The organism is Paenibacillus rhizoplanae (assembly GCF_042684125.1).
Lineage (GTDB): Bacteria > Bacillota > Bacilli > Paenibacillales > Paenibacillaceae > Paenibacillus_AQ > Paenibacillus_AQ rhizoplanae.
The window spans coordinates 1-25,367 of the sequence record NZ_JBHUKY010000017.1; the positions used below are offsets into that span (position 1 = coordinate 1).

The following is a 25,367-nucleotide window of genomic DNA, read 5'->3' on the forward strand; positions in this document are numbered from 1 at the left end:
AGCACGAGCACCAGATCCTGCGCGGCGGCGGGGCGCACACCGCGCAGGCAGCGTCCGGCGGCACAGAAGATGCCGCCGGTACGCTCAAGGGCGTGCTGCTGCAGGTGCTGGGCAGCAGCGAGGCTCCGCCCGCGGTCAAGGAAGCCGCGGGCCAGCTGGTGCAGCAGCTGACAGGCCAGCAGCTGCTGCTGAATACAGACCGCACCGCGCCGTTCGCGCAGGTGACGATGTTCCTGCCGCTGCACGGTCCGGATGGCCGCGAGACCGCCTCCGTCCAGATCCAGTCGCGGCGCGGCCGCAAAGGGGAGCTCGACGCGGCGAATTGCCGCTTGTGGTTCGATCTGGACATGAAGCAGCTCGGCCAGACGATGGTGGATGTGCAGGTGGTGGACCGCATCGTCAGCCTCAAGCTGCATAACGATGAACCTTGGGTGCTGGAGCTGCTGGAGGGGCGCCGCGAGGAGATGAAAGCAGCGGTCGAAGGCATAGGCTATCAATTGTCCAGCCTGCGCACGGAGGCGTTGCCGGAACGGAGCGTAGCCGCTGCCGCGGTGAAACCGTCCGATTATGCCCCGCATGAGTACAAAGGAGTAGATTACCGCATATGAGTGAGTCTGAGCAGAAGGTTTCACAGAACCTCAAGAAGGCGGTGGCGCTCAAATATATTCCGGGACAGAGCGAAGCGCCGGTGGTTGTTGCTAAGGGGCAAGGCTCGGTAGCGGACATCATCCTGCAAAAAGCCAAGGAAAACGGAGTGGCTGTGCAGGAGGATGCGGCGCTGGTAGAGGTGCTGTCGAAGCTGGATCTCGACCAGCAGATTCCGCCTCAGCTCTATCAGCTGGTGGCTGAAATTCTTAGCTATGTATACCAGAGTGACCGGACAGCCGGGGAACGGAGACAGAAGTGAGCCATAACGGGGACGGCAGAACTTATACCCGTCAGGAGAAAGGCGCTGCTGCCGAGCAGGCGGCCAGAATGTATCTGACTTCGCGGGGTTATCTCATCCGGGACCATAACTGGCGCTGCCGCAGCGGAGAGCTGGATATTATCGCAGAGTATGAAGGCGCACTGGTCTTCATTGAGGTGCGCAGCCGGAGCGGATCAGCCATGCAGGGCACTGCCGAAGAGTCGGTCGATGCACGCAAAATCCGTCAGGTGAGAGAGACAGCCCGGGTCTACCTGCATATGCAGGGGCTTCAGCCGGCGGAAGTCTCCTTCGATGTGATTGCTGTACAGCTTCAACCGGATTTGAGCATCGCCTCCCTGCGTCATATCCGGGAAGCCTTTTAGCTATCTCCGCTTGTAGAAATCGGGTAGGATTTAACAATTATCCTTGACATATGCCGGACTTCATGGGTCATTTCTCAAAAGAAGTGGGTAAACATTAGTGTAACTTTTAATGCCACCATGAGGAGGGCTGCCGGAATGAGGAATCAACCAATGAATATACAGGTAAGCTTTACTTGCCAAAATTGTGCGCATAATATAATAGCGGAACTTGGCGCAGAGCCCTTATCCGTTGTATGCTGCAGTAATTGTAATAAGACATTTACCGTTATGCGGCCTGCAATAGCGGAAGAGATATTGATTGACTGGGAGAATGAGGCGTTATTCCACAAGATGCGTGCTGAGAAAACCCAAGACAGCAATAGCAGTCTCTTGTCACTGGTCATCAATGTGATCGAGCTGCTAACCTGGCGGGACAAGGGCGATGGACAAGTTGAGGCCATTAAGGAAATGCGCAAATGGCTGATCGAGCATGAGGAGGCCCCGCCGGTGGCAGAATTAATACAAATGGATGTGAACCGGCGTGGAGCCAAGCGGAAATGGAATGAATGAGGAATGAAGCACTTTAGCGGAAGCGGGGAGCGATATTGTCTAAAGTATATTTTACCTCAGATCATCATTTTGGCCACAAGCTGATCATTGATTTTGAATCGCGGCCTTTTGGCGATGCGGATGAGATGGACAAGGTGATGATTTCGAACTGGAATGCTGTCGTAGGCAAGGAGGATACAGTGTTTCATCTTGGGGACTTTTCCTTCAGGAATCAAGAGGATACCCGGAGCATTGTGGCTGCCCTGAACGGGTACAAAATCCTGATTCTTGGCAATCATGACCGTGGACGCGGGCGGAACTGGTGGCTGGAAGCCGGGTTTGATGAGGTAAGTGAGTATCCGATGATATACAAGGAGTTTTTTCTGCTCTCGCATGAGCCGATGTATATGAACAAACATATGCCTTACGTGAATGTGCACGGACATATTCATGGACAGAAGTATGAAGGCAATCATCATTTTAATATTTGTGTGGAGCACTGGAATTACACCCCGCTGTCCTTTGAACAGATAAGGGATACCGTAGTAGCCAGTGAAGAAGGTTGAATAAAATGATTCTTTGGTCATGGATGCACAACTATGCAAGACGGATGATAGCTTCGTTTTGTGCAGTAATATGTGCGCAATAATCCTTGCATGTTGCATGTTGCATGTTGTGTGGGGTTGTAGGTATACTAAGTGTAATTAAACTTACGGAAAAAGAGGAAGCACCTTTTTTCCTGGAAACGAACGCCCGCTGCGGGTGTATTTCTGGAGAAGAGGTGCTTTTTGGTGTACGGAAAAATGCATAGCGCATGCCTGTATGGCATTGAGGGTGTAATGATTGGAGTAGAGGTGGATCTGGCTAACGGGTTGCCGCAGACCCATATTATCGGCCTGCCGGATTCGGCGGTCAGGGAAGCGGTGGAACGAGTGCGGGCTGCCGTCAAGAATTGCGGATACAGCTATCCCCAGCAGCGGGTGACGATAAATCTGGCCCCGGCGGATCTGCGCAAGGAAGGCTCGGCATTTGATCTGGCGATCGCTCTGGGAATTCTGACGACTAGCGGCCAGCTTGTCATGCCGGGAGCCGGGCGGATGCTGCTGATTGGTGAGCTTGCGCTGGATGGAAGTCTGCGGCCGGTGAACGGGGTACTGTCCATGGCCCAGGCTGCGCGGCAGGCCGGGATTCATACTGTTCTGGTTCCGCCCGGCAATGCGGCTGAAGCTGCGTTGATCTCGGGGATGAAGGTGTACACAGCCGGGCATTTGCGTGAGCTGCCTCAGCCGGGTCAGCTCCCGCCGCCGAATCCGGTTGGACGATCTGAAGCAGTCGGGCCTGAGTTGCCGCAGGCCGATCTGCCGTTTCCGGTATCGGTATCTGAGAGCACCGAAGCTTCCTCCAGGAAGCGTCCGCCTGTTCTGGCGCTGTCGCTGGAGCACTTGCGATATCATTCTGAGCCAGCGGAGAATATTCCTGCCCCGCTTGGGGTGAAGCAGCTGATGAATGAAGATTACAGCGATGTTATCGGCCAGAATCATGTGAAGCGGGCGCTTACGATTGCGGCTGCGGGGATGCATAATATTATTCTGATCGGCCCTCCAGGCACGGGGAAGACCATGCTGATTAAGCGGTTACCCGGAATTCTTCCTGATCTTACCGATTATGAATCGCTAGAGGTGATGAAGATATTCAGTGCTGCCGGAAAGCTTTGGGACAGCGGAAGCGGCTTGCTGCGCGACCGCCCGTTTCGTTCACCGCATCATACCATCTCGGCAGCCGGATTGATCGGCGGGGGAGGAATTCCGAAGCCCGGAGAAGTTAGCCTTGCGCACCGTGGCATTCTCTTCCTGGACGAGCTGCCTGAGTTCTCCCGCACCGTGCTTGAAGTGCTCCGCCAGCCGCTGGAGGATGGGCTTGTGACGATCAGCCGGGCCCGGGCATCCTTCACCTTCCCTGCCCAGTTCCTGCTCGCTTGCTCCATGAATCCCTGCATGTGCGGATTTCTCGGCAATGGCAATACGCACCAGCGGTGCAGCTGCAGTCCGGCCAAAATCGCCCAGTACCGGGGCAAAATCTCGGGTCCGCTGCTGGACCGGATGGATATGCAGGTTGATGTTCCGCGTCCGAGGGAGGGAGACAGGAATGTGCCTCCGGTCTCGACGGCACAGATGCGCGCTGAGGTTCTGCGGGCTCAGGCTGTTCAGGCGGATCGGTATAGCCGTCTGCCAATCTCCTGGAACAGTGAGCTGTCCGGCGCTGCACTGCGCCGTTATGCTGCGCTGCGGCCGGAAGAGGACATCCTTTTGAACAGTATTCTGGAGAGTCTCGGGCTCAGCATGCGGGCACATGACCGGATTATTAAGCTGGCCCGCACCATTGCCGATCTGGAAGGTATGGAAGAGATCGGCGCTGCACATCTTGCGGAAGCAGTCCAATACCGCAATCTGGACAGGCAGGTAATGGCGGAGGAGGAAGCATGACACACCAATACCCCCGTCCGGGGCCGCCGGGCAGGGGAAGGACATGCTGAAACGGTACAGGATTCTTATAGGCCGTTTGATCCGTTTCTGCATGGTTTTCTGTATATTCTGCATTTAAAATGAACCCAATAATGCTATATAAAGGGCAGGCTAGGGATAGAGCGAGTATACCCGGTCTGTAGAAATGGAAGGCCGGCTTTCTTACAGTACGTTCAGTTCTACTTCGATATTGCCGCGGGTCGCGCGGGAGTAAGGACATGCGCCATGAGCTTCTTGTACCAGCCGTTCAGCGGTTTCACGGTCAACACCCTTGACCAGAATATCCATCTTCACGGCTATGCCGAAGCCGCCGTCTTCCACTTTGCCGAAGCTGACAGTAGCGGTTACTTCAGAGCCTTCGATCTTGACCTTGCCCATACGTGCAACCATATTCAGAGCGCTGTCGAAGCAAGCGGAATATCCGGCTGCGAAGAGCTGCTCTGGATTCGTGCCTTCACCGCCGGCGCCGCCCATTTCGCGTGGTGTGCTGATGGCAAGATTCAGCTTAGGACTGTCGGATTCGATGGAACCTTGTCTGCCGCCTACCGCTTTTACTGTTGTTTCGTACATTTTCTGTTGAATTGTCATCATAATAAATCGCTCCCGTTCGTTTTCATAATGTATTGTACACAACTTAATTTAACACAATTAAAATAAAAGTCAATCTATTTTCCGCTATTAACATGATATTATAGATGAATTGTGATAAACTAATGTCACAAAGGCAGGTGAAGAAGAAATGCAAAAAGAATCCACTACAACCCCTGAGCTTATGCTGGAGAACCAGCTCTGCTTTACGATTTATGCCTGTTCGCGTGAATTTACGAAGCTATACCAGCCTCATCTGGATAAGATCGGATTAACGTATTCGCAGTATCTGGTTATGCTGGTCCTGTGGGAGAGACAGCAATGTACGGTCAAGGAGCTGGGTGAAGCTCTGTTCCTCGATTCAGGCACGCTGACCCCGCTGCTGAAGCGGCTGCAGGCTGCAGGACTGATCTTGCGTGAACGTTCCTTGCAGGATGAGCGGAAGGTGCTGATTTCATTAACACCTCAAGGCTTGGCGCTGCGGCAGGAGGCTATGGGCATTCCCGGCAAAATGGCAGAAGGCACGATGCTCTCTCCCGTAGAGTTCATAGATTTACTGGGGCAGTTCAAAAATCTCCTGAACCGGGTGCACGAAGCTAACGTTAGCAATTCGAAATAGTAGTTTTGCTCAAATATTTAAATATAAGAAGATAGGTTTCACCGTCCTGAATAAGGGCGGTAAAGCCGTTTCAGCATGAATGTCAATGCAATCGTTCGCATTCCGGCATGAAACCGAGCGAAAATGTATGTATAAATAGTGAAAGTTTTTAAGGAAAGCGCTTATAAAACATGTTACAATATTCTGGGTTTCACATTCTGGCATATAGGTAATTATAGATATCACTATTGTGATAGGTTCTATATGCTACTTGCAGAGAACTTTATCGTTTGCAGCTATATAGATCAGGCGCAAGCTCTCTGCTTGTACCGGGATATTGCCGGTTTACACCGGTCTGGGCCCGGCTTTGGACAATCAAAACGGAATGCGGAATGACCGCAGGCTGCCTGCACAGGTCACCGCAACACTTTAGGAGGCTTCCGGAATGAATATCCACGAGTATCAGGGAAAAGAAGTACTTAAGAAGTATGGCGTAGCCGTACCGAACGGAAAAGTTGCTTATACAGTGGACGAAGCAGTGGAAGCTGCCGCAGCGCTGGGTACACCTGTGGTTGTAGTCAAAGCGCAGATTCATGCAGGCGGACGCGGTAAAGCCGGCGGCGTCAAGGTGGCGAAGAACAGTGATGAGGTCCGCGCCTATGCGGCTGAGATCCTCGGCAAGACACTGGTTACCCATCAGACGGGACCCGAAGGCAAGGTAGTGAAGCGGCTGCTGATTGAAGAGGGCTGTCAGATTGTCAAAGAATATTATATCGGTCTGGTTGTGGACCGTACTTCCGGACGGGTCGTCATGATGGCCTCCGAAGAGGGCGGTACGGAGATCGAAGAGGTGGCGGCTACACATCCCGAGAAGATTTTCAAGGAAATCATTGATCCGGCAGTGGGGCTTCAGACCTTCCAGGCGCGCAAACTGGCGTACAGCATTGCCATACCTTCCGAACTGGTGAACAAAGCGGTCAAGTTCATGCAAGCGCTATATCTGGCTTTTGTGGATAAAGATTGCTCAATTGCGGAGATCAACCCGCTTGTTGTGACTGCAGACGGTAATGTGATGGCGCTCGATGCCAAGCTTAACTTCGATTCCAACAGCCTGTTCCGCCACAAGGATATCCTGGAGCTGCGTGATCTGGACGAAGAGGATGCCAAAGAAATCGAAGCGTCCAAATTCGACCTCAGCTACATCGCACTTGACGGCAACATCGGCTGTATGGTGAACGGCGCGGGCCTGGCGATGGCAACTATGGATATCATCAAATATTATGGCGGCGAACCGGCCAACTTCCTCGATGTAGGGGGCGGTGCGACGACTGAGAAGGTAACGGAAGCTTTCAAAATCATCCTGTCCGATGACAAGGTGAACGGTATATTTGTTAATATTTTCGGCGGAATTATGCGTTGTGATGTCATCGCTACCGGGGTAGTCGAAGCAGCAAGACAGCTTGGCTTAACCAAGCCGCTGGTCGTACGTCTTGAGGGCACGAATGTGGCACTGGGCAAGGAGATTCTCGCCGGCTCGGGACTGAATATCGTTGCTGCTGATTCCATGGCGGACGGTGCCCGCAAAATCGTTGCGCTTGTGTAAGCATAGCTGCCCTGCCTTTGTGGGAGCCAGTCTCTTGTTCGACAATAAAAGTGAGGATGTGACCTAACGCATGAGCATTCTTGTAGATAAAAATACAAAAGTCATCACTCAGGGAATTACCGGCGCTACGGGTTTATTTCATACAAAAGGTGCGCTGGACTACGGTACTCAGATGGTTGGCGGTGTAACTCCGGGCAAGGGGGGCACTACGGTTCAGATCACCCTGGACAACGGCACAGAGAAGAGTCTGCCTGTCTTCGACACGGTTGTTGCCGCCAAAGCAGCCACAGGTGCAACTGCCAGTGTCATTTACGTACCGCCTGCATTTGCCGCAGATTCGATTATGGAAGCCGTGGATGCGGGGCTGGAGCTGGTCATTTGTATCACAGAAGGCATTCCGGTGCTGGATATGGTCAAAGTGTCCAGATACATGGAGGGCCGTTCCACAGTGCTGATCGGTCCCAACTGTCCGGGTGTCATTACGCCTGGAGAATGCAAAATCGGCATTATGCCGGGTTATATTCATAAGCCGGGATATGTGGGCGTAGTCTCTCGTAGCGGAACCTTGACCTATGAGGCGGTGCATCAACTGACGGAGCGCGGAATCGGCCAATCCTCGGCGGTGGGCATCGGGGGCGATCCGGTGAAGGGCTCGGAGTTCATCGACATCCTGAAGCTTTTCAATGAAGATCCGGGCACGAAGGCTGTCATTATGATCGGTGAGATCGGCGGTACGGCAGAGGAAGAAGCTGCGCTGTGGATCAAAGAGAACATGACCAAGCCTGTAGTCGGCTTCATCGGCGGGGTTACGGCACCTCCAGGCAAACGGATGGGTCACGCCGGGGCGATCATTTCAGGCGGTAAAGGGACGGCGAGTGAGAAGATCGCTGTGCTGGAGTCCTGCGGGATTAAGGTAGCGCCGACGCCTGCTGAAATGGGCTCTACCCTCGTCAGCGTGCTTGAGGAACGCGGTATCCTGAATGCCTTCACAACTCACTAGAGCGCTTCTACGCTAGTTCGAAATGTTTTGGGGTCCCCGCAAAGTACCTGAGTTATCATCGAAGCTAAATCTCCACTTTGTGGGGTTGTTTGGTCACAGCTTTTCCTGCTGAAGCAGGTATAATGAATGTTGAAGGTAAGCAACCTTTTGTCCCGGATCACGCGGATGAAAGGTTGCTTTTTTTGGTTTATGACAATAAGGAAGGCTTGTCCTTCCGCACGGGGAGAGAATACATATGGAAATTCGGGAGCTGTTGTTCGGTCTGCATGAGATGGAGGGGATTGGCTGGAAAAGCATCGACAAGATCCGCCGGGCGGGTCTTTTGACGAATGCTGTCTTCTCCTGTTCTGCTGAGGACTTAGAACGGGCTGGAATCAGCGGTGTAATATCCGCCCGCCTGGCTGCAGAGTTTAATGAAGCATGGGTGCTGAAGCGGCGCTCTTTAATGGAAGAAAGCGATGTAGCGATGGTCACGATTCTGGATGATCACTACCCTGTACAACTGCGGGAAACCCCTCAGCCTCCTTGGGTATTGTACTATCGTGGCCGTCTGGAGCTGGCTTCCCGTCCCTCTGTAGCTATGGTTGGGACCCGGGTGCCTACCGCTTATGGACGCAAGGTGGGGGAGATGCTGGCAGGACAGCTAAGTGCAGCCGGTCTCACGGTTGTAAGCGGCCTGGCAAGGGGGATTGACAGTGTCTGTCATGAAGCGGCGCTGGGCGGCGCCGGAGGGACCATTGCGGTGGTGGCAACCGGCCTCGATAAGGTCTATCCTCCGGATAACCGTGAGCTGGAGCGGCAGATTTCGCGGGAAGGGCTGGTTCTTAGCGAGTATCCTATCGGAACTCCGAGTCATCCGGGATTATTCCCGCAGCGCAACCGGATTATCGCCGGACTGGGGCTGGGAACAGTGGTGGTGGAAGCAGACAGCCGCAGCGGGTCCCTGATTACCGCCGATGCTGCACTCGAAGCAGGCCGGGATGTATTTGCCGTACCGGGTCCGCTAACCTCTCCCAAGAGCAGGGGGGCGCTGGAGCTGATCAAGCAAGGTGCAAAGCTCGTAACCTGCGCCTCAGACATTGTGGAAGAATACCTGTCCTACCTGCCAGCCAAGGGGCCGGGAGCAGCTTCTGCAGGAGCAATCGAGCGGGAGAGTCCAGCCGACCTGATGGAAAAGAAATTGACAAGTGAGGAGCTGCACCTTTACCATATACTGCATCAAGGCCCATTTACACTCGATGAGCTGCTGGCGTCGACAAGGTGGGATTTTGGACATTTGCATTCAGTTCTGTTATCTTTAATCATAAAAAAAGCGGTAACACAATTACCGGGTGCAATTTATAAGGTAATTTAATATAGAAGTAACTGTGGTAAGCATAGACCTCCTGGTTCCGGCCGGGTCTGAGGACTGAATTCAGGAGGTTGACTGCTTGCAAACTTTTGGGAGGAAAACCTATGGCAGATGCGTTGGTTATTGTAGAATCACCATCAAAAGCAAAAACGATTGGGAAATATCTAGGCAGTAAATATATTGTGAAGGCATCAATGGGGCATATCATAGATTTGCCAAAAAGCCAGATCGGCGTAGATGTGGAGAATGATTTTAATCCCAAATATATAACGATCCGCGGCAAGGGTTCTATATTGAAGGAACTTAAGGATGCCAGCAAAAAAGTGAAAAAAGTCTATCTCGCAGCTGACCCGGACCGCGAAGGTGAAGCGATTGCCTGGCATTTGGCAAATGCCCTAAATCTGGACAACACACAGGAATGCCGCGTGGTCTTTAACGAAATTACAAAGCAGGCTGTGAAGGATGCCTTCAAGACGCCGCGCAAGATTAACATGGATCTGGTGAACGCGCAGCAGGCGCGGCGTATACTTGACCGGCTTGTCGGCTACAAGATTAGCCCTTTATTATGGAAGAAAGTCAAAAAAGGGCTCTCTGCTGGACGCGTACAATCGGTAGCGGTCAAGATCGTCATGGACAGGGAGAATGAAATTTCCGAATTCGTTCCTACAGAATACTGGAGTATTACGGCCAAGCTAGCGATTCGGGATTCTGAATTCGAGGCCAAGTTCCACCGGCTGAACGGCGAGAAGAAGGAGCTGGGCCAGGAGAGCGATGTGCAGGAAGTGCTGGAAGCGATTAAGAACGCTGCCTTCCAGGTCAAAGAAGTGAAAGAGAAGGAAAGACAACGGCATCCATCCGCTCCGTTCACAACAAGCTCACTACAGCAGGAGGCTGCCCGTAAGCTGGGCTTCCGCGCGTCCAAGACGATGTCCGTCGCACAGCAGCTCTATGAGGGAGTTGAGCTAGGCAAGGAAGGCACTGTAGGGTTAATCACTTATATGCGTACGGACTCCACGCGTTTATCTACTACAGCCCAGGATGAAGCCAAGGAGCTGATCCAAGCCAAATACGGTGAGAAGTTCATTCCCGAGACGCCGCGCCAATATTCCAAGAAAGCTGCCGGCGCTCAGGATGCGCATGAAGCGATCCGTCCGACCTCTGCGCTGCGTGAGCCTGATATGGTTAAGGAATTCATGAGCCGTGACCAATTCCGGCTGTATAAGCTGGTATGGGAGCGTTTTGTGTCCAGTCAGATGTCTTCCGCGCTGCTGGATACATTGTCGGTAGATATTACAGCCGGTACAGCAATATTCAGAGCGGTAGGGTCCAAGGTCTCGTTCCCGGGCTTCATGAAGGTTTATGTGGAAGGTAATGACGATGGCACCACAGACGAAGAGAAGTTTCTCCCGCAGCTTAAGGCAGGCGATGAGCTGGTGAAGCGCGAGATTGAGCCGAAGCAGCATTTCACCCAACCGCCGCCAAGATATACAGAAGCCCGTCTCGTCAAGACACTTGAGGAATTGGGTATAGGCCGTCCAAGTACGTATGCGCCGACCCTGGAGACGATTCAGAAGCGCGGGTATGTGGCGATTGAAGAGAAGAAGTTCATGCCAACGGAGCTTGGCGAGCTGATCATAGAGCAAATGGAAGAGTTCTTCCCGGAAATTCTCGATGTGGAATTCACCGCCCATATGGAAGGGGATCTTGACCATGTGGAGGAAGGCGCAGAGAATTGGGTGAAGGTTCTGGCCCAGTTCTATGAATCCTTTGAGAAAAGACTCCTGTACGCGGAAGAAGAAATGAAGGAAATTGAAATTGAAGATGAGGTTTCCGATGAGCTATGTGAGAAATGCGGCAAGCCGATGGTCTATAAGCTGGGCCGGTTCGGCAAATTCCTGGCCTGCTCCGGATTCCCGGAATGCCGCAACACGAAGCCGATCATTAAGGATATCGGTGTAAGCTGTCCGAAGTGTCATGAAGGCAAGGTAGTGGAACGGCGCAGCAAGAAGGGACGTGTCTTCTACGGCTGCGACCAGTATCCGGGCTGTGACTTTGTCTCCTGGGATAAACCGTCCCTGAAGCCTTGTCCGGCTTGCGGCTCCTGGATGATAGAGAAGCGCAACAAGCAGGGAACCAAGCTGCAGTGCACCTCATGTGATCACACAGAGGCTGTGCTCGACAACGATGAAGCAGAATAATAGGGTCACAGGAGGAACGGAAATTGACAGAAACAGCAAAAGTAACCGTCATCGGAGCAGGTCTGGCCGGGAGTGAAGCCGCCTGGCAGATCGCTTCGCGCGGAGTTCCAGTCAGATTGTATGAGATGCGTCCAGTGGTGAAGACACCGGCGCATCATACGGATCAGTTCGCCGAGCTGGTCTGCAGCAACTCACTGCGGGCCAATGGCCTCGGGAATGCGGTGGGTGTACTTAAGGAAGAAATGCGGCGTCTGGGCTCCCTGGTGCTGGGTGCAGCCGACAGGCATGCTGTTCCGGCAGGAGGCGCTCTTGCCGTTGACCGGGACGGCTTCTCCGGTGAAATCACATCCATGCTGCATAACCACCCTCTGGTGGAAGTCATAAACGAAGAACTTACGCATATACCGGAGGAAGGGATTGTTGTTATTGCCACCGGGCCGCTGACTTCACCCTCCCTGTCTTCGGAGATTAAGGGACTGCTGGGCGAGGAATACTTTTACTTCTACGATGCTGCGGCTCCAATAGTTGAGAAAGACAGCATTGATATGAGTAAGGTATACCTGGCTTCCCGCTATGATAAAGGCGAAGCTGCCTATCTGAACTGTCCGATGACGGAAGAGGAATTTGATGTTTTTTATGATGCGCTGATCTCGGCCGAGACGGCTGCACTCAAAGATTTTGAGAAAGAGATCTACTTTGAAGGCTGTATGCCGATTGAAATTATGATGAGACGCGGCAAGCAGACGGCGCTGTTCGGCCCTATGAAGCCAGTAGGCCTGACTAATCCTCACACAGGCAAGCTTCCTTACGCGGTTGTGCAACTGCGTCAGGACAATGCTGCCGGTACGCTGTATAATCTCGTTGGCTTCCAGACCCACCTGAAGTGGGGCGAGCAAAAACGGGTATTCTCTCTCATTCCGGGCCTGGAGCAGGCTGAATATGTGCGTTATGGTGTCATGCACCGCAATACATTCATTAATTCTCCCAAGCTGCTGCAACCCACTTATCAGATGAAGGGCCGTGAGAGGCTGTTTTTTGCCGGTCAGATGACCGGGGTTGAAGGGTATGTAGAATCTGCGGCTTCCGGTATGATCGCCGGTATGAATGCAGCGAGAGCTGCGCTTGGCGAGGAGAGCCTGATCTTCCCCGAGGATACGGTGCTGGGCAGCATGCCTGCCTATATCACTTCAGCAGATCCTGAACATTTCCAGCCGATGAATGCCAACTTTGGCCTGCTGCCGAAGCTTGAGACCCGGTTCCGCAGCAAAAAAGAGAAGAACGAACGTCTGGCTTACCGGGCACTTGACAGCCTTGCTGCTTATGCTGCAGCCCATGAGTTGAGTTATACAGAGCCAGAGCCGGTGGATGCTGAGCCGGTAGAAACGGATAGTCCGGCACAATAGGTTCAGTCTCGTATTACCTAATTTGAGGAGGGTGCCCATCATGTTACCCAGCTTTCATGCAACTACGATTTGTGCGGTAAGACATAACGGCCATGCGGCGATTGCCGGTGACGGTCAGGTTACATTCGGAGAGAGTGTCATTATGAAGACGACGGCCAAGAAGGTCCGCCGCCTGTATAGAGGCCAGGTGATCGCCGGGTTTGCGGGCTCCGTTGCCGATGCGATTACACTGTTCGAGAAGTTCGAGGGGAAGCTTGAGGAGCATCACGGCAATCTGCAGCGGGCAGCGGTGGAACTGGCCAAGGATTGGCGTCAGGACCGCATTCTGCGCAAGCTGGAAGCGCTCATGATCGTAATGGATAAGGAAGGCATGCTGCTGATCTCCGGCAACGGTGAAATCATCGAGCCGGATGATGATGTGCTGGCGATTGGCTCCGGCGGCAACTTTGCGCTGGCTTCCGGGCGGGCGCTCAAGCGTCATGCCTCACATCTGGGTGCCGGTGACATTGCCAGAGAAGCGCTGCAGATTGCTTCCGAGATCTGTGTATACACCAATTCCAATATTATTGTCGAACAGTTATAGGCAAGGTGCCATATATAAAGGGAGGAAGTCACAATGGTGAATCAATCGCTTACGCCCCGCCAGATCGTAACAGAGCTTGACAAGTATATCGTAGGTCAAAAGCAGGCCAAGAAATCCGTGGCCGTTGCCCTTCGCAACCGGTATCGGCGCAGTCTGTTGTCCGAGGAGCTGCGGGATGAGGTTGTGCCGAAGAATATTCTGATGATTGGACCTACCGGTGTAGGTAAAACAGAGATTGCCCGGCGTCTGGCCAAGCTTGTTAATGCCCCATTCATCAAAGTGGAGGCAACCAAATTTACAGAAGTCGGTTATGTGGGTCGTGATGTGGAGTCGATGGTCCGCGATCTGGTGGAGACCTCAATCCGCATGGTGAAGCTTGAACGCACCGAAAAGGTAAAGGACCGCGCAGAAGAGCTGGCGAATGAACGCATTGTGGCGATACTGGTTCCGTCCTCATCGAAGGGCAAATCGCAGCGTAATCCGTTTGAGATGATTTTTGGCGGAAACAATGGCAATGCGGAGGAATCCAAGGAAGAGCCGGAGGACGGTAGTCTGAGTGAGCGCCGCAGGGGGATTAAGTTCAAGCTGCTTGCCGGCCAGCTGGAGGATGACGTCATTGAGATTGATGTAGAGGACACGACTCCATCCATGATGGATATGTTCGCGGGTCAGGGCAATGACCAGATGGGCATGAATATGCAGGAGATGTTCGGCAACCTGCTGCCGAAGCGTACGAAGAAGCGCAAGCTGCCGATCCGTGAAGCCCGCAAGGTGCTAATTCAGGATGAAGCGGCCAAGCTGATTGACACGGACGATATGATTCAGGAGTCGGTAACCCGTGCAGAGCAATCCGGGATTATTTTCATCGATGAGATCGACAAGGTGGCCAGCCAGGGCAAGGGCTCCGGTCCCGATGTATCCCGCGAAGGCGTGCAGCGTGATATTCTGCCAATCGTCGAAGGATCGACGGTCATGACCAAATACGGGCCGGTGAAGACGGACTATGTGCTGTTCATCGCCGCAGGAGCTTTTCATATTGCTAAGCCTTCGGATCTGATCCCTGAGCTTCAGGGACGTTTCCCGATCCGTGTGGAGCTGAGCAGTCTTACACTGGAGGACTTTGTATCTATTCTTACGGAGCCTGAGAACGCACTTACGAAACAATATGTTCATTTGCTGCAGACCGAGAACATAGAAATACAGTTCCAGAAGGAAGCGATTCAGGAAATTGCCAAGATCGCGGCCTCTGTGAATCAGAATATGGAGAACATCGGGGCACGGCGTCTTCATACGATCCTGGAAAAGCTGCTGGAGGATCTGTCGTTCGAGGCACCTGAGCTGACGCTCGACACAATGGTCATCACTCCGGAGTATGTTCGCGAAAAACTGGCAGGAATCGCGCAGGACCGCGACTTAAGCCAATATATTCTGTAAGGTGACAGAGCCATAAAATCAATGATATAGGTAATTAGAATTATGGCTATTCAAATTTGATTCTAAATTCATGCATAAAAAGTTAGAATGTTCTATAATAAAACATATAATGTAATATAAAAGGAAAATAATTGTAAAAACATGCTTTAAGCCCTCTCTTTTCAGAAAAGATAGGGCTTATTTCTTATTGTAATAATATACAAATTCTAAGAGAATCAATGTATGTGAGATTGACATAAGAATCAATCATCGACATGGTTCGACTTTGAGTCGAGAATGTTGTGAGAAAAATGACTTTTTTTGTCGAAAATAAGCAGGGATTTAGACAAAGTTGTGGAATTCTTTTCATTATGATAGGTTTGGAAGGGGGATTACTATGGGTTTGCTGAACAGTGTCAGTTTTCAAAGATTACAAGGAGGCCTAGATGCCGCCACCAAACGACAAAGTGTTCTGGCTAATAATGTAGCAAATAATGATACACCAAATTTTAAACGTTCAGATGTTAGCTTTGAAAGCTTCCTGAAGGATCAGGAGAGCGGACTTAAGCCGACGCTGGGTGCGAAAGTATCAGACTCCCGTCATTTCCGCTTCGGGACAGTGACCGGCACACCGGCTGCCGTCGTCAGTACGGATGAGACTACTTCTATGAATAACAACGGCAATAATGTGGATATGGATCGTGAACAGGCGCTGAGCGCCGAGAACCAGCTGAGATACAACTCTTATGTAGAACAGTTGAACAGTCAGATTACAATGATGCGTACAGTTGTACAGGGAGGGTAATAAATAATGAACTTTGGCAGCAGCTTTGGTATTAGTGCCTCAGCTTTAACCGCCCAGCGTCTGCGGATGGATGTAATCTCCTCCAATATCGCCAACGCCGAGACTACAAGAGCCTCCGTCGTGGACGGCAAAGCCGTACCTTATCGCCGCAAGCTCACCGTTCTGGAAACCACCCAGGCTGACAGCTTCGCGAATATACTTGGCTCCAAAATGAGCGGCGGCAATGATGGCGTCAAGGTGAAATCGATTATCGAGGACTCTTCTCCGCTGAAGCCGGTGTATAATCCGAGCCACCCTGATGCTGACGCTGATGGTTATGTGTATATGCCGAATGTGGATGTGACCAAGGAAATGGTGGATATGCTGTCTGCCTCCCGTTCTTATGAAGCGAATGTTACGATGCTGAACGCATCCAAATCCATGGTGACCAAGGCGCTTGAAATCGGCCGGTAGAATGAATTGAATGTCTAGGAGGAGAAGAATTGATACAGAATTTATTGATCGGGAACCAGGCTATTCAGCCGTTGGCTATGAAATCGGTAGCTGCAGAATCCTCAGCCGCTCAAGGGTCGGGACAGAGCTTCGGTTCATACCTGGAGAATGCGCTTAACCAGGTAGCAGATCAGGAACAGCAGGCGAAAGACATGAGCAACAAATTTGTACTGGGAGAGGTCAACATTGATGAAGCTATGATTTCGTCCCAACAGGCATTGCTGAGTTTGCAGTTGACTACACAAGTCCGGAACAAAGTGATTGAAGCCTATCAGGAAATTATGAGAACTCAAATCTAAATGATCCTAGCTACGTTTCGGATGGGGTGACACTGTGAATGAAAGATTGACCCAGTACCGGGACAAGATAACCCAGTATTGGAACAGATTCAGCGGTAAACAGAAGATAATGTTTTTCTCTACTCTGTTTATTATCATAATAGTAATCGTAGTTACGACTATGCAGTTATCGAAGGTAGAATACGAGGTTGCTTTTCAGGACCTGGACAGTACCGATTCAGCTGGAGTTATGAGTTATTTAGATACCTCGGGGGTGTCTTACCGCTTAAGCCCGGATGGGAAAAGCATCTCAGTACCCAGTACGGACGCTGCGCGTATCAAGATAGCTGTTGGTTCTCAGGGAATCGTACAACAGGGCTCGATCGGGTATAAGGTGTTCAATGAATCCTCGTCGATGATCGGCACTACAGACAGTGAATTCAATGTTAAATACAACAATGCGCTTAATGGTGAAGTTGAACAACTGATGAGAAGGATGCAGGGGATTAAAGATGCCAAGGTGCTCATTACCCTGCCGAAGGAGACGGTATTCGCCTCACAGGAGGATCAGGAGAAAGCGCAGGCTTCCGTGGTGATGAGCTTTGATCCGGGATTCAGACCCTCGCAGGAGAATATTGACGGCTATTTCAATCTCGTGAAGACCGCTGTCCCGAATCTTCCCATCGACAACATTACGATCACCAATAACGAGGTGGAGCTGAAACCGACGGCCAAGGGCGGCCAGGCGGGGATCTCCAGCCAAGTTGAAGAGAACTTCGCACTCAAGAAGAAATTCGAGGACGATGTCAAGAAAGATGTTAAGCAATTCCTGAGTACCCTCACAGGTCCCGATAAGGTTGATGTCCTAGTGTTCTCCAAGCTTAATTTCGATAAGGAGAACAGAAAGGAAGATGTCGTAGTACCGGTGGATGCTGAGAATATGAAGGGGATTGAGATCAGCTCGCAAATTATCAGCAAAACGTTCTCGGGCCAAGGAAACACATCCGGAGGAGTCGCAGGTACAGGTTCTGAAGATGTTGCAGGTTATCCTGCGGGGGCTGACACAGGTGCTTCTTCTTCTGAGGAATCATCGGAGACAAGGAACTTTGAAGTTACGAGAATCACAAAAGATATCATCGCAAGTCCATATACTGTAAAAGATTTAACCATAAATGTCGCGGTTGAACCACCTGCAGGACAAACAACTTTGGACGAGGCTACTTCAGGAGCGATACAGAACATTCTGGTCAACATTGTCCGTGCGTCACTGGCAGATTCAGGTATCACTTATACAGACGCCGACCTGACCAAAAAAGTTTCGGTATTCTCGCAACAATTTGGAGGTGCCACGGCTTCGACTACATCCGGCGGACTGGCAACCTGGATGATCTGGGCCATCGGCGCAGCCGCTCTGCTGGTCGGTGCAGGCGGAGGTTATCTGATCTACCGCAGCCGCAAGAACAAGCAGGAGGAAGAGGTAGAAGAAGATATTCCGCTGCAGGTTCCTACCGAGTTTCCTTCAATTAATATGGATAGCGTGACGAATGAAAGTCAGGTCCGCAAGCAGCTGGAAAGTCTGGCGAAGAAGAAGCCGGATGAATTCGTAAATCTGCTCCGCACTTGGCTTGCTGAAGAACAGAGGTGAAGAGATGGCAAAAGCTAGCCAGCAGGGACTCAGCGGCCGCCAAAAGGCGGCGATCCTGCTTATCACACTAGGGCCTGAAGTATCGGCACAAATATTCAAGCATCTGCGGGATGAGGAAATCGAACAGCTGACGCTGGAAATTGCGAATGTACGCAAAGTGGACAGCGGGGAAAAAGAGTCGATCATGTCCGAATTCCATCAGATCTGTCTCGCACAGGAATATATCTCGCAGGGCGGTATCAATTACGCCAAGGAGATCCTTGAGAAGGCTCTCGGCTCGGCCAAGGCGCTCGAAGTCATCAACCGCCTGACAGCAACCCTGCAGGTTAGACCTTTCGATTTTGCCCGCAAGGCAGATCCAAACCAGATTCTCAACTTCATCCAGAACGAGAATGTTCAGACCATTGCACTGGTACTCTCTTATTTGCAATTTGAACAGGCGGCCTCTATTCTGTCTTCCCTGCCTCAGGAGAAGCAGGCGGAGGTAGCCAGAAGAATAGCGATTATGGACAGCACCTCTCCAGAGGTGGTAACCCAGATCGAACGCGTGCTGGAGCAGAAGCTGTCTGCTACAGTAACCCAGGATTATACAAATGCAGGCGGTATCGAATCGATTGTACAGATTCTGAACGGCGTAGACCGCGGTACAGAGCGTACCATTCTCGATTCCCTGGAAATTCAGGACCCGGAGCTGGCCGAAGAAATCAAGAAGCGGATGTTCGTCTTCGAGGATATCGTCAATGTGGACAACCGTTCCATTCAGCGGATTATCAAGGATATCGACAACGCGGATTTGCAGCTTGCGCTCAAGGTGGCCAGCGAGGAAGTGCGGGATGTTATCTTCCGCAATATGTCCAAGCGTATGGCTGAGACCTTCCGCGAGGAAATGGAGTACATGGGACCTGTGCGGCTGCGTGATGTGGAAGAAGCACAGACCCGCATCGTAGGCACGATCCGCAGACTCGAGGAGTCTGGTGAAATTATCATCGCCCGTGGCGGAGGAGATGACATTATTGTCTAAGCTGATCAAACATTCTCAATATATTCCGGTAGATGTGCTGAAGCGGCTCGAACAGGCCAGACATCATGCAGGTCTGCCCGAAGAGCCGGCTCCTGTGGAGGCTCCGGGTGAAGTCCACTACCAGGACCCCGCCAGGGAAGCGGCGGAGCAGTCGCGTAAGCAAATGCTGAAGGATGCTCAGGAGTTCGCGGAAAGTCAAGTCCGCAGCGCCTCCCAGGAAGCGGAGAATATTGTGGAATCAGCGCGGACTGAAGCGGAAAACTGGTGGCTGCAGCGCAGGGAGCAGGATGAGCTGCTGATCGAGGCTGTCAAATCCGAAGGGTATCAGCAAGGCTACCAGGAAGGTCTGGCGCAAGCGGAGCAGGAGATGTCCCAGCGACTTGCCGAGATGATGGAAGAAGCGCGGATGGTGCTTCAGGAAGCGTACCGGGCAAGGGATGTAATTGTTCAGGAGGCGGAACCGTTTCTTGTGGAACTGAGCTGCGATATTGCCGAGAAAATCGTGGACAAGCAGCTTACTATTGAACCGCAGTTTGCGATGGATCTGATCCGTAAGAATCTGGCCCGCAAACGCGAGCAGGGGTTAATCTCGCTGTGTGTGTCTCCTGCGCAGTTTGCTTTTGTCAATGCGGCCCGGGAAGAGCTCTCGCTTGCTGTGGACTCACAGGCCGAACTACAGATTCTCCCGGATTCAACGGTCAGAGATCTGGGGTGTGTGATCCGGTCTTCCTTCGGCAGCATCGATGCTCGTGTGGATACCCAGCTGGCCGAAATTAAAAAAGAACTGCTAAGAATCGCTCTGGACTCGGATGAACACAGAAATGGGGACGACGATGCTTGACAGCAGAAGATACAAAGATCAGCTGCGTAACTTCGATCCTGTGCGGATTAACGGTAAGGTTACGCAGGTTATCGGGCTGATGGTGGAGTCGGAAGGGCCTGACGCCAGCATCGGTGATGTCTGTTATATCTATCCTGCCAAAGGAAGTAAGCCACTCCAGGCAGAGGTTGTAGGGTTTCGTGATAACAAGGTGCTGCTAATGCCGCTTGGAGAACTGCAGGCTATCGGGCCTGGCTGTGATGTGGTGGGCACCGGCAAACCGCTGAGCGTTCAAGTAGGCTCGGAGCTGCTGGGGAAGGTCCTTGACGGTCTCGGACAGCCGCTGGATGGTTCACTGATACCGGCCAGAATGCCGCATAGCTCAACCTTCAACATTCCGTCCAATCCGCTTAACCGCCCGCGGGTTGCCGAGCCGATCAGCATTGGAGTCCGCGCTATAGATGGACTACTGACTATCGGCAAGGGGCAGCGGGTAGGGATTTTTGCCGGCTCAGGGGTCGGTAAGAGTACGCTAATGGGGATGATTGCCCGCAACACCTCGGCAGATGTCAATGTAATTGCGCTGATCGGCGAGCGGGGTAGAGAGGTGCTTGATTTCATTGAGCGCGATCTGGGACCCGAAGGTCTTCAGCGTTCGGTGGTCATTGTGGCCACTTCTGATCAGCCTGCACTGATCCGGATTAAGGGGGCGCTGATCGCCACTACGATTGCCGAATATTTCCGCGACCGTGGTCTGAATGTCATGCTGATGATGGACTCGGTAACACGTTATGCGATGGCGCAGCGTGAGGTGGGACTGGCAGTCGGTGAGCCTCCGGCGATGAGAGGGTATACACCTTCTGTGTTCGCCAGTCTGCCTAAGCTGCTGGAACGGGCCGGAACGGGTCCTACAGGCTCAATCACTGCGTTCTACACGGTGCTGGTTGACGGCGATGATATGAACGAGCCGATAGCAGACGCTGTACGCGGCATTCTGGACGGGCATATTGTCCTGAACCGGAATATAGCCAATAAAGGACATTTTCCGGCGATCGACGTTCTCTCAAGCATCAGCCGGGTGATGAAGGATATCGCCCCGGAGGAGCAGATTGCAGCGGCTGAGAATGTTAAGCGTCTGATGGCGGTGTATAAGGATTCCGAGGATCTGATTAACATCGGGGCCTACCAGAGAGGGTCGAACGCTCAAATCGATGAATCGATGCATTACATCGACAGCATCTGGGAGTTCACCAAGCAAAAAGTGAACGAGAAGGTAACCCTTAGCGAAGTGCAGCAGTCTTTGATTTCACAGTTCTCGAGGAGTTGATTGATCATGAGATTCCATTATACTTTTCAAAAAGTGGTGGACTTGAAGGGTAACGAAAAAACACAGGCAGAGTGGATGCTCTCAAGCGCACTCGGAGAACTGCAGGCACAGGAAAAAAGCCTTGATGAATTAATTGAACAGCGCAGCACAGTGATGTTGTCCTTGCAGACTGCGGCACAGCAGAAGACACCTATGGCGAAGCTTCGTGAAATGCAGGATTATGTGGATTATCTCGACAAATGCATTGCCCGCAAGCTTTCCGATATCAGTCTGGCGCATATTGAGGTTCAGAGTAAACAGGATCAACTAAGTACGAAGGTTCTGGATGAGAAGGTATGGCTCAAAGCCAAAGACAAAGCACAAACCGCATTTGTGCAGAATATGAATTTACGGGAACAAAACGAACTGGATGAGATGGCTACCGTCCGCTTCGCGATGAAATCCCTCTAACCCGGGAGGTTTCCGCTAGTGGCAAATAATCAAATGGAACTTGAAGATGAAGGGTCGGCAGGCAAATTAGAGCGTTTTTTGTTCTTGATGATTCCAATCATTTTCACGCTTGTACTGCTTGGGGTATTGTTGACCCTATTTAATATGGATATCCGCAACAACGTCCTGGCGATTGCCAACAAAATTCCTATTATAGAGAAATGGGTACCTGATCCGCCGCCGGACCCGGCAGCGCCAGGTGAAACCGCAGAGAATCCGCCGGCAGAGAGCAAAGAGCAGGCCACAAGCTCCGCGAGCACGATCAAAGAACTCAAGGCACAGCTTACCGCTGGGGAGGAGAAGCTGAAGAAGGCTGAGGAGGAGAAAGCGGCGGAGGTCAGCAAGGCTGAAGCGCTTCAGAAGCAGGTTGAAGAACTAAAGGGCGCCGCTGAAACGGCAGCAGCCACCGAAGAGGATGAAGATCCTTACCTGAAGAAAGTGACGGATCTGGCCAAGCTGTATGCCGGGATGAAAGCCTCCAAAGCGGCACCGATTATGGAGAATTTGACTACCGATGAGATGGTTCAAATCTTCAGTGTGATGAGCAATTCCAGCAAATCGGCTATCCTGGAAAAAATGGACCCCAAAAAAGCGGCGGATGTCTCCATAAAGCTAAAAGAAACAACAAATTCAACCGATATGGCTATTGCAGCCTTGCAATCCCGGCTGAAGCAGGAGGCGGGTACCGCTACTCCCAAGCCTTCCGCCAATTTGAATCAGGAGAAGCTTGGGCAGACCTTCACCAGCATGCCCGCTGCGGATGCGGCAGTGCTGCTCGGCTCCATGTACAGTCTTAGTCCGGATAAGGTCATTACTATACTGAATACAGTCAGTGACTCGGTCCGTTCCTCCATTCTGGGGGAGATGACGAAGAAAGACAGCAAGCAGACTGCCAAGATTGTAAACCGCCTGATGGGCGGAAAGTAACTTTTGAAGGGAGGTGAAAAATTATGAGTATCATTCTACAAACCTTAACCGCAGGCAATGCGGCTGCTTCCGGCGGAACAACACCGGGGACAACCGGAACGGTTAACCCGGCGACACCTTTTGCCCAGACACTTGTGCAGAGCATGGGAGGAGTTAGCGTAGTTAAAGGCGCTGAGACTCCTGTATCCGGTAATTGGACTTCATTACTGCAAGGACTTCTGAGTGCTGTACAGGCTAAGGGAGAAGAAGAGACAGGCGGTGCAGATGTCAAGCAAGCCAACCTGCTGGAAGGTCTTGTGCAGGATATAGAGAAGCTGGACACAAGTCTGGAAGCTGATCCGGCGCTAATTGCAGCGCTTCAAGGCTGGCTGCTTCAAGTATCTGCTTTTGTATCCGGCAGTACCTCTACAGGTCCACAGGATGCCGCAGCGACTGCTGGTGACGCTTCTATCAGCTTGTCACCGCTTGCTCAGAGTCCTGAGACCCTGCGCTTCGCCGTTCAAGACGAGCTGAATAGCCTGGTTAAACTGGTTCAGACTGCTGCAGTAAGCGGCGATCAGGACACAGCAGCCAAAGGAGCGGTTCTTCTGAATCAATTCTCGGCCATTCTGGCGGAGAGCGTACCTGTTGATCACAAGTCCAAGGCTAACAAGGCTCCAGCAGTTGTTGATGCTCCAGCAGTGTCACTTAAGCAAGCAACGGGAACCGAGCCTAAAGTGGAAATGTATAGCAAAGCAGATTTGGCAGTGGATGTCCGTAGGTTATTGGGGGCTTCAGCTAGCACTCGTTCCATGTTGGATGCAGCAGCAGCCGGTACCACCGAAGCTGTAATTGCAGATGAGAGTTCCACTCCTGTGCTCACAGGAATGGCAGCACCGATGAAGAAGGCCTTATCTGCCGAGGAGGCGGTGTCCGCTGGCGAAGCAGCGACCGCGGAGCCGGAGGTTGTAACGGCCGGCCAATTATCCCTGCGGCACGGAATTACTGCACCGCTGAAGGCGGAAGCAGCGCCAGTGCCGGTTCAACAATTCGCCCAGCAGATGAACACATTCATCAGCGGCAAGCTTGAGATTGTCAAGAAGGGCGGGGTGGCTGAAGCTACGATCACTTTATTCCCGGAGAATCTCGGACAAGTGGATGTGAAGATTACCATGCAAAACGGAAATCTGGTGGCACAGTTCATGACCCAGCATGCCGGGACCAAGGATATGCTTGAGCAGCAGATGAGCCAGCTTCGTTTGGCTTTGCAGTCCCAGGGACTTCAGGTAGAACGGCTGGAAGTCACGCAGAATAACACTTCCCCTCAGTCACAGTGGGCTGGACAGCAGGGTCAGCAGACCGGGGCAGGCGGACAGCAGCAAGGCAGACGATCGCGGGAACGTCAAGAAGAATCAGCAGACGCCGTGCTCGCCGCAGAGCTTAATGGAGAATGGAAGGATTGGGTTTCAGAAGCTCAGCAGGATAGCAACCAGAGCGGAGGATTCTCAACCAAGGTTTGATGAACAGAATAAGTGAGGTGAAATGATATGGCAACGAATCCCGTGTCTAACAGCAATCAATGGAATTATGTAGCGAATGATAAGACACCCAAGACAACAGGCACTTCTACACTGGGCAAGGATCAGTTCTTGAAAATACTGATTACCCAGCTGCAGAATCAAGACCCGATGCAGCCGATGGAAGATAAGGAATTCATCGCCCAGATGGCTCAGTTCTCATCCGTAGAACAGCTTATGAACATATCCACCCAGCTTACAGCGCTGAATCAGTCCCTTGGCTCTGTGTCAGGATTGATCGGGAAGGATATCACCTGGACGGATGCCGAGACGAAATTGCCGAAATCAGGCAATGTCGAATCGATTGTTGTCAGCAGCGGCGTGCAATACGCAGTGGTAGGCAAGGAACGAATTGCGTTAACGGATATTTCGCAAATCCAGAATGCCGGCACTACACCTCCAGCGGGTAGCGAGACACCAGCGGCCAGCGAGACTCCGGCAGCCAGTGAGACTGCGACAAGCGGCGGGGAGAGCGGGGAAGCAACATGAGTGACAGACTAACTATCGGACAGTTATACCCGGCAGCTGTACACCCTTCCGCTCTGCAGCGTCAGCAATCTGTTAAGGGTTCGCCAAGTCCTGAAGCTTCGTTCGAGAGTGTGCTGCAAAAGAATATGCTGAAGTTCAGCAACCATGCAGCCAAACGCCTGGAGCAGCGGGGAATCGAGCTTGGCAGTAGTCAACTGGATCAAATCTCCTCTGCTGTAGATAAAGCAGCCGCCAAAGGCAGTAAAGAATCTCTGATTCTTATGAAGGACATGGCATTGATTGTAAGTGTGAAGAACCGGACAGTGGTTACAGCGATGGACGGAAATTCAATGAAAGACAATGTATTTACGCAGATTGACAGTGCTGTAATTATATCTTGACTTCGGCTGGTCCTTACTGGAGAGCCGAAAGTGGCTGCCGACCGACTGACGCGGCCACCGC

The 25,367-nt window shown here is 52.0% G+C and carries 26 protein-coding genes and 1 pseudogene; 26 read left to right on the forward strand and 1 reads right to left on the reverse strand.

Annotated elements, in window-relative coordinates; translation table 11 throughout:
• The 6 genes and pseudogenes from ACFSX3_RS06660 to ACFSX3_RS06685 all read left to right on the forward strand — a co-directional run.
• Nucleotides 1-608 (forward strand): annotated as a pseudogene (locus ACFSX3_RS06660) (DNA ligase); the annotation flags it as partial.
• Nucleotides 605-907 carry an EscU/YscU/HrcU family type III secretion system export apparatus switch protein gene (locus tag ACFSX3_RS06665; protein WP_209992696.1) on the forward strand — a complete coding sequence of 101 codons (303 nt, stop codon included), beginning with the start codon at nt 605-607 and terminating at the stop codon, nt 905-907. The pseudogene ACFSX3_RS06660 and the gene ACFSX3_RS06665, both read left to right, overlap by 4 nt.
• Complete coding sequence (locus ACFSX3_RS06670; RefSeq protein ID WP_379256398.1) at nt 904-1,290, forward strand: YraN family protein; 387 nt, start codon at nt 904-906, stop codon at nt 1,288-1,290. The genes ACFSX3_RS06665 and ACFSX3_RS06670 overlap by 4 nt, the downstream gene beginning before the upstream one ends.
• A 294-nt stretch (nt 1,291-1,584) precedes the next feature.
• A complete protein-coding gene (locus ACFSX3_RS06675) occupies nt 1,585-1,839 on the forward strand; it encodes a hypothetical protein (protein WP_379256399.1) in 255 nt (84 codons plus the stop codon).
• A 35-nt stretch (nt 1,840-1,874) separates the two neighbouring features.
• The gene (locus ACFSX3_RS06680) at nt 1,875-2,384 is read left to right on the forward strand and encodes a metallophosphoesterase (RefSeq protein ID WP_209992698.1); all 510 of its coding nucleotides are present in this window, start codon (nt 1,875-1,877) and stop codon (nt 2,382-2,384) included.
• 225 nt (nt 2,385-2,609) lie between these two features.
• Nucleotides 2,610-4,301, forward strand: a complete 1,692-nt coding sequence (locus ACFSX3_RS06685) for a YifB family Mg chelatase-like AAA ATPase (protein WP_209992699.1) — start codon at nt 2,610-2,612, stop codon at nt 4,299-4,301.
• A 201-nt stretch (nt 4,302-4,502) separates the two neighbouring features.
• Here ACFSX3_RS06685 and ACFSX3_RS06690 read toward each other — a convergent pair whose 3' ends face one another.
• Complete coding sequence (locus tag ACFSX3_RS06690; RefSeq protein ID WP_209992700.1) at nt 4,503-4,931, reverse strand: organic hydroperoxide resistance protein; 429 nt, start codon at nt 4,929-4,931, stop codon at nt 4,503-4,505.
• A gap of 148 nt (nt 4,932-5,079) precedes the next feature.
• Here ACFSX3_RS06690 and ACFSX3_RS06695 point away from each other — a divergent pair, with 148 nt between their 5' ends.
• The 20 genes from ACFSX3_RS06695 to ACFSX3_RS06790 all read left to right on the forward strand — a co-directional run bounded on the left by ACFSX3_RS06695 (nt 5,080) and on the right by ACFSX3_RS06790 (nt 25,306).
• Nucleotides 5,080-5,547 (forward strand): MarR family winged helix-turn-helix transcriptional regulator, encoded by a 468-nt coding sequence (locus ACFSX3_RS06695; protein ID WP_209992701.1) that lies wholly within the window; start codon nt 5,080-5,082, stop codon nt 5,545-5,547.
• Nucleotides 5,548-5,971: 424 nt separating this feature from the next.
• Entirely contained in the window at nt 5,972-7,129 is a 1,158-nt protein-coding gene (gene sucC, locus ACFSX3_RS06700) for an ADP-forming succinate--CoA ligase subunit beta (protein ID WP_209992702.1), read from the forward strand.
• A 70-nt stretch (nt 7,130-7,199) separates the two neighbouring features.
• Complete coding sequence (gene sucD, locus ACFSX3_RS06705; RefSeq protein WP_209992703.1) at nt 7,200-8,129, forward strand: succinate--CoA ligase subunit alpha; 930 nt, start codon at nt 7,200-7,202, stop codon at nt 8,127-8,129.
• 235 nt (nt 8,130-8,364) lie between these two features.
• Complete coding sequence (gene dprA / locus ACFSX3_RS06710) at nt 8,365-9,483, forward strand: DNA-processing protein DprA (RefSeq protein WP_209992704.1); 1,119 nt, start codon at nt 8,365-8,367, stop codon at nt 9,481-9,483.
• 101 nt (nt 9,484-9,584) lie between these two features.
• Nucleotides 9,585-11,678 carry a type I DNA topoisomerase gene (gene topA / locus ACFSX3_RS06715; RefSeq protein ID WP_209992705.1) on the forward strand — a complete coding sequence of 698 codons (2,094 nt, stop codon included), beginning with the start codon at nt 9,585-9,587 and terminating at the stop codon, nt 11,676-11,678.
• A 23-nt stretch (nt 11,679-11,701) separates the two neighbouring features.
• Entirely contained in the window at nt 11,702-13,081 is a 1,380-nt protein-coding gene (trmFO, locus tag ACFSX3_RS06720; protein WP_209992706.1) for an FADH(2)-oxidizing methylenetetrahydrofolate--tRNA-(uracil(54)-C(5))-methyltransferase TrmFO, read from the forward strand.
• Nucleotides 13,082-13,121: 40 nt separating this feature from the next.
• Nucleotides 13,122-13,664: an ATP-dependent protease subunit HslV gene (gene hslV / locus ACFSX3_RS06725; RefSeq protein ID WP_209992707.1), complete on the forward strand. Its 543-nt coding sequence runs from the start codon at nt 13,122-13,124 to the stop codon at nt 13,662-13,664.
• Between the two features lie 33 nt (nt 13,665-13,697).
• Nucleotides 13,698-15,098, forward strand: a complete 1,401-nt coding sequence (gene hslU, locus ACFSX3_RS06730; protein WP_209992708.1) for an ATP-dependent protease ATPase subunit HslU — start codon at nt 13,698-13,700, stop codon at nt 15,096-15,098.
• A gap of 376 nt (nt 15,099-15,474) precedes the next feature.
• The gene (gene flgB / locus ACFSX3_RS06735) at nt 15,475-15,882 is read left to right on the forward strand and encodes a flagellar basal body rod protein FlgB (RefSeq protein WP_209992709.1); all 408 of its coding nucleotides are present in this window, start codon (nt 15,475-15,477) and stop codon (nt 15,880-15,882) included.
• A gap of 6 nt (nt 15,883-15,888) precedes the next feature.
• Nucleotides 15,889-16,335, forward strand: coding sequence for a flagellar basal body rod protein FlgC (flgC, locus tag ACFSX3_RS06740; protein WP_036692480.1), 447 nt, complete (start codon nt 15,889-15,891; stop codon nt 16,333-16,335).
• A gap of 29 nt (nt 16,336-16,364) precedes the next feature.
• Nucleotides 16,365-16,673, forward strand: a complete 309-nt coding sequence (gene fliE, locus ACFSX3_RS06745) for a flagellar hook-basal body complex protein FliE (protein ID WP_209992710.1) — start codon at nt 16,365-16,367, stop codon at nt 16,671-16,673.
• Between the two features lie 34 nt (nt 16,674-16,707).
• Nucleotides 16,708-18,297: a flagellar basal-body MS-ring/collar protein FliF gene (fliF, locus tag ACFSX3_RS06750; protein ID WP_209992711.1), complete on the forward strand. Its 1,590-nt coding sequence runs from the start codon at nt 16,708-16,710 to the stop codon at nt 18,295-18,297.
• Nucleotides 18,298-18,301: 4 nt separating this feature from the next.
• A complete protein-coding gene (fliG, locus tag ACFSX3_RS06755) occupies nt 18,302-19,318 on the forward strand; it encodes a flagellar motor switch protein FliG (RefSeq protein ID WP_036692485.1) in 1,017 nt (338 codons plus the stop codon).
• Nucleotides 19,311-20,159, forward strand: a complete 849-nt coding sequence (locus ACFSX3_RS06760; protein ID WP_209992798.1) for a FliH/SctL family protein — start codon at nt 19,311-19,313, stop codon at nt 20,157-20,159. The genes fliG and ACFSX3_RS06760 overlap by 8 nt, the downstream gene beginning before the upstream one ends.
• Nucleotides 20,152-21,465 carry a flagellar protein export ATPase FliI gene (gene fliI / locus ACFSX3_RS06765; protein ID WP_209992797.1) on the forward strand — a complete coding sequence of 438 codons (1,314 nt, stop codon included), beginning with the start codon at nt 20,152-20,154 and terminating at the stop codon, nt 21,463-21,465. Before ACFSX3_RS06760 ends, fliI begins: the two co-directional genes overlap by 8 nt.
• 6 nt (nt 21,466-21,471) lie before the next feature.
• On the forward strand, nt 21,472-21,915 hold the full coding sequence (gene fliJ, locus ACFSX3_RS06770; RefSeq protein ID WP_209992712.1) for a flagellar export protein FliJ: 444 nt from the start codon (nt 21,472-21,474) through the stop codon (nt 21,913-21,915).
• Nucleotides 21,916-21,933: 18 nt separating this feature from the next.
• Complete coding sequence (locus ACFSX3_RS06775) at nt 21,934-22,881, forward strand: MotE family protein (protein WP_339218314.1); 948 nt, start codon at nt 21,934-21,936, stop codon at nt 22,879-22,881.
• A 23-nt stretch (nt 22,882-22,904) separates the two neighbouring features.
• Nucleotides 22,905-24,380 (forward strand): flagellar hook-length control protein FliK, encoded by a 1,476-nt coding sequence (locus ACFSX3_RS06780; protein ID WP_209992713.1) that lies wholly within the window; start codon nt 22,905-22,907, stop codon nt 24,378-24,380.
• A gap of 27 nt (nt 24,381-24,407) precedes the next feature.
• Nucleotides 24,408-24,926, forward strand: a complete 519-nt coding sequence (locus tag ACFSX3_RS06785) for a flagellar hook capping FlgD N-terminal domain-containing protein (RefSeq protein ID WP_209992714.1) — start codon at nt 24,408-24,410, stop codon at nt 24,924-24,926.
• Nucleotides 24,923-25,306 carry a TIGR02530 family flagellar biosynthesis protein gene (locus ACFSX3_RS06790; protein ID WP_209992715.1) on the forward strand — a complete coding sequence of 128 codons (384 nt, stop codon included), beginning with the start codon at nt 24,923-24,925 and terminating at the stop codon, nt 25,304-25,306. Before ACFSX3_RS06785 ends, ACFSX3_RS06790 begins: the two co-directional genes overlap by 4 nt.
• The last annotated feature ends 61 nt before the right edge of the window (nt 25,307-25,367 follow it).

Excerpts from the sequence above, each read along its gene's own strand:
- hslV (WP_209992707.1), top strand. The coding sequence starts at position 13,122 with ATGTTACCCAGCTTTCATGCAACTACGATTTGTGCGGTAAGACATAAC.
- ACFSX3_RS06790 (WP_209992715.1), top strand. The coding sequence starts at position 24,923 with ATGAGTGACAGACTAACTATCGGACAGTTATACCCGGCAGCTGTACAC.
- ACFSX3_RS06780 (WP_209992713.1), top strand. The coding sequence starts at position 22,905 with ATGAGTATCATTCTACAAACCTTAACCGCAGGCAATGCGGCTGCTTCC.
- sucC (WP_209992702.1), top strand. The coding sequence starts at position 5,972 with ATGAATATCCACGAGTATCAGGGAAAAGAAGTACTTAAGAAGTATGGC.
- sucD (WP_209992703.1), top strand. The coding sequence starts at position 7,200 with ATGAGCATTCTTGTAGATAAAAATACAAAAGTCATCACTCAGGGAATT.
- flgC (WP_036692480.1), top strand. The coding sequence starts at position 15,889 with ATGAACTTTGGCAGCAGCTTTGGTATTAGTGCCTCAGCTTTAACCGCC.
- ACFSX3_RS06690 (WP_209992700.1), bottom strand. The coding sequence starts at position 4,931 with ATGATGACAATTCAACAGAAAATGTACGAAACAACAGTAAAAGCGGTA.
- hslU (WP_209992708.1), top strand. The coding sequence starts at position 13,698 with ATGGTGAATCAATCGCTTACGCCCCGCCAGATCGTAACAGAGCTTGAC.
- fliI (WP_209992797.1), top strand. The coding sequence starts at position 20,152 with ATGCTTGACAGCAGAAGATACAAAGATCAGCTGCGTAACTTCGATCCT.
- ACFSX3_RS06695 (WP_209992701.1), top strand. The coding sequence starts at position 5,080 with ATGCAAAAAGAATCCACTACAACCCCTGAGCTTATGCTGGAGAACCAG.
- topA (WP_209992705.1), top strand. The coding sequence starts at position 9,585 with ATGGCAGATGCGTTGGTTATTGTAGAATCACCATCAAAAGCAAAAACG.
- flgB (WP_209992709.1), top strand. The coding sequence starts at position 15,475 with ATGGGTTTGCTGAACAGTGTCAGTTTTCAAAGATTACAAGGAGGCCTA.
- ACFSX3_RS06785 (WP_209992714.1), top strand. The coding sequence starts at position 24,408 with ATGGCAACGAATCCCGTGTCTAACAGCAATCAATGGAATTATGTAGCG.
- ACFSX3_RS06665 (WP_209992696.1), top strand. The coding sequence starts at position 605 with ATGAGTGAGTCTGAGCAGAAGGTTTCACAGAACCTCAAGAAGGCGGTG.
- dprA (WP_209992704.1), top strand. The coding sequence starts at position 8,365 with ATGGAAATTCGGGAGCTGTTGTTCGGTCTGCATGAGATGGAGGGGATT.
- fliG (WP_036692485.1), top strand. The coding sequence starts at position 18,302 with ATGGCAAAAGCTAGCCAGCAGGGACTCAGCGGCCGCCAAAAGGCGGCG.
- fliJ (WP_209992712.1), top strand. The coding sequence starts at position 21,472 with ATGAGATTCCATTATACTTTTCAAAAAGTGGTGGACTTGAAGGGTAAC.